The 3034-nt window shown below is 35.8% G+C and carries 3 protein-coding genes and 1 tRNA gene; all 4 read right to left on the bottom strand.

The window, feature by feature from the left end; all coding sequences use genetic code 11:
* Positions 1–45 precede the first annotated feature (45 nt).
* Positions 46–1446: a PcsB-like coiled-coil domain-containing protein gene (locus HMPREF9425_RS08435; RefSeq protein WP_003091848.1), complete on the bottom strand. Its 1401-nt coding sequence runs from the start codon at positions 1444–1446 to the stop codon at positions 46–48.
* A gap of 84 nt (positions 1447–1530) precedes the next feature.
* Positions 1531–2055, bottom strand: a complete 525-nt coding sequence (gene mreD / locus HMPREF9425_RS08430) for a rod shape-determining protein MreD (protein ID WP_037621874.1) — start codon at positions 2053–2055, stop codon at positions 1531–1533.
* A 1-nt stretch (position 2056) separates the two neighbouring features.
* On the bottom strand, positions 2057–2887 hold the full coding sequence (gene mreC, locus HMPREF9425_RS08425) for a rod shape-determining protein MreC (RefSeq protein WP_003098221.1): 831 nt from the start codon (positions 2885–2887) through the stop codon (positions 2057–2059).
* A 56-nt stretch (positions 2888–2943) separates the two neighbouring features.
* Positions 2944–3031, bottom strand: a tRNA-Ser gene (locus tag HMPREF9425_RS08420).
* Between the last annotated feature and the right edge of the window lie 3 nt (positions 3032–3034).

The following is a 3034-nucleotide window of genomic DNA, read 5'->3' as shown; positions in this document are numbered from 1 at the left end:
AAATAAAAACGATTCGAGAATAGCCGAATCGCCTTTTTGTATTCATTATGGGTAAATATAGTATACAGAACCACCATGAGCTGAAGATGTTGGATCAAATGTACCACGGTAGTTACCGATTGACATGTTACCAGCATAGTTTGATTCCATAACTTGAATTGAATTTGCACCTGATGCTGATGTTACGTAAGCTACGTGACCATAACCACCACCATCATTTGGCCAAACTGCAATTGCTCCGGCTACAGGAGTTGTACCAACTGAGTGGCCAGCTGCTTGTGCGCTAGCAATCCAGTTTTTAGCATTACCCCAGTAATTACCAACCCATGAAGCTAATGATTTAGCACCCCAAGTACATTGACCAACAGGATATGTATTAGGAGTTGAGGCAGCTGATACTTTAGGCGTTTCAGCTGCTGGAGCTGGTGCTTCTGAAGCTGCAGGTGCTTGACTTGCTGGTGCTTCTGAAGTTGCTACAGGTGCTTCGCTAGCAGGAGCTGGTGCTTCTGAAGCTACTGGAGCAGCTGATTCTAGTTGTGCTTCAGATGTTGCTGGAGCAGTAGGCGCTTGAGTAGTTTCTGAAGTTGCTGATGAAACAGGTTCTTGTGCTGCTTCTGAGGATGTTGCTGTTTCTGAAACAGTAGCTTCTGAAGTTGCTGCCGCCTCTGATTGAGCTACAAATGCTGCCGCTTCTGAAGAAGCTACTGCTTGTGCTGCTGCCTCTGATTCTGCAATTGCTTGAGACTGAGCAACTGATGCTGCAGTTGAAGCTGCCACTGCTTCTGCAGTTGATTTAGCAGAAACAAGTGATGTTTTTTCATCTTGAGCTGTAGCCAATTCTGCAGCCAAAGCAACTTGTGCTGCTTCTAGTTCTGCTTGTTGAGTTGTCAAACCAGCTTCTGTAGTTTCAAGTTCTGCTTTATTAGTTGCAATCTCATTAATAGCAGCTTGGTTTTCTTCTTGTTTTGCAGCAAGCTCTTTTTGATCAGACTCTTGTTTTGTCAACATGTCATTATTAGCTGTAACAACTTTTGAAATAGCTGTGATACGAGTAATAGCTTCAGAGATTGACTTAGAGTTCAAGATAGAGTTGATGTAGCTAGTCGCAGTATTATTTTGTTGAGCACTACGAGCTTGTTTCGCCAAAGAATCTTGACGAGCTACAATTTTACTTGATAATTCTTGAATTTCAGATTCCAAATCTGCTGATACTTTTTCAAGTTCAGCATTTTTAGTTTCCAATTCTGATTTTTGTGTTCTAAGTGTAGATACTTGAGATTGGATTGTAGCAACTTGCGCTTGTGCAGTCTCTTGTTGAGAAGCAAGGTTACTAATTGCGTTATCTGCAGCAACGATTTGTGAATCATAATCCTCTGCATGTACTGATGCAGCTGCTGATAAGGTTACACCACTTACCAACACTGCTGAAAGAATACGTTTTTTCATAATATAAAATACTACTCCTTTTCGATAAGACTCATTAATTGTATCAAAAAATGGCACAAAATTTGTTACGCTAATATTACAGTTTTATTTAAATCTATCAACTGACAGATACAAAAATAATTTTTCGACAATAGGTTTGATCAAAATAAAAATTAAAAGATTAAACACTAGACTAGGACTGAGTTGATAGATAATAAAATCACTAATAGACTCATTTGTGAAGCCATAATATAAGGCAAAACCAAAATTTATAGTATCAAAGAAAAATAAGAATAAAAAGGCCAGTAAACAATCAACATAAGCATTTCTCTTAACAAACCGCAATAGTTGAGCTAATAGATAAGATAAAAGTGGGAGAGTTATAATTACTATACCGACTGTTTTAAAATAATATGTATCATATAGAAATCCTAAACAAACAAGGTATAGAAATGAAAAATTATTAGGACGGCTAAGAGTTAAGATGGACATATAGATAATAAAAAGATGGGACGATAGAAATAATTCTGGAGAAAAATAATGGTTAAGTAGCATCGAAATATGACCATCCCATAGAAAAGGAATAATACTCAACCAGAATGGAATAACAGAAAACTTGAAAAACTTCATATTATTTACCATCTCCAACAAGACTAACATAAGAAATTTTATCAAAATCAGCATAAGGTTTAACTAAAATCGTACGATTCCCTTCATAATCAATCACAGATTCAACCGTACCAATTGGAACATTTTTTACTGAAACTTCATCCAGGCCGCTTGTTACCACTTCAGAACCAACCTTAACATCAGAAGATGAATTTAGCTGACTCATTTCCAAAAGCTTCTTTTTATTATCATAACTTGATATAATTCCAAAAATCTGACTTTCATCCTCACCTTTTACACTAGAAGCAATATAAGAATCATTTGAGCTATTAGAGAGTAAAGAAATAGTTGTGCTATGATCATAAATTTTAGTTATAAAACCAATTACTCCACCGTTAGAAGTTGCCAACATAGACTTACTAACATTCTTAGACTTTCCAACATTAATCGTTAATTCCTTCAACCAAGTAACAGATGGACGCATTGAAACCTCAGCAGTAATTACATTATTACGACTAAGTTTATCTGAAAGATTTAAAGAAGCTCTCAAAGAGTCATTTTCTTCTTGTAAATTAGAGATGACAGCAGATTGATTTTCTACAGTAGATAATGATTTCTTTAAATCTCGATTCTCAGAATAGGTTGACAAAAAATCAGAAATAACATCATGAGATTTTTCTAATGCAATAAATGGAAGAGAAATAACAGAATCTACTTTAGACACAACACCCGAGACATTAGAAGAAACATCCTTGGACAATTTATTATTTGTAAAAACAAAAGAAAAAAGCATTACAAAAAATAGAATAAGAAGAAACGCGTATAGAAGAAATCGATAAAAACTATTTTTCATTTTGCCACCTCTATAAAAAAGAAAACGAATTATCTAAAAGATAATTCGTCATAATACGGAGAATGGGGGATTCGAACCCCCGCGCCAGTTACCCGACCTAACGATTTAGCAAACCGTCCTCTTCAGCCTCTTGAGTAATTCTCCAAT

It is taken from the genome of Streptococcus vestibularis ATCC 49124, from assembly GCF_000188295.1.
In the GTDB taxonomy this organism is placed as follows: domain Bacteria; phylum Bacillota; class Bacilli; order Lactobacillales; family Streptococcaceae; genus Streptococcus; species Streptococcus vestibularis.
Note: the sequence above shows the minus strand (reverse complement) of the source record. Positions and strands in the feature narration are given on the sequence as shown.

Excerpts from the sequence above, each read along its gene's own strand:
- HMPREF9425_RS08435 (WP_003091848.1), bottom strand. The coding sequence starts at position 1,446 with ATGAAAAAACGTATTCTTTCAGCAGTGTTGGTAAGTGGTGTAACCTTA.
- mreC (WP_003098221.1), bottom strand. The coding sequence starts at position 2,887 with ATGAAAAATAGTTTTTATCGATTTCTTCTATACGCGTTTCTTCTTATT.
- mreD (WP_037621874.1), bottom strand. The coding sequence starts at position 2,055 with ATGAAGTTTTTCAAGTTTTCTGTTATTCCATTCTGGTTGAGTATTATT.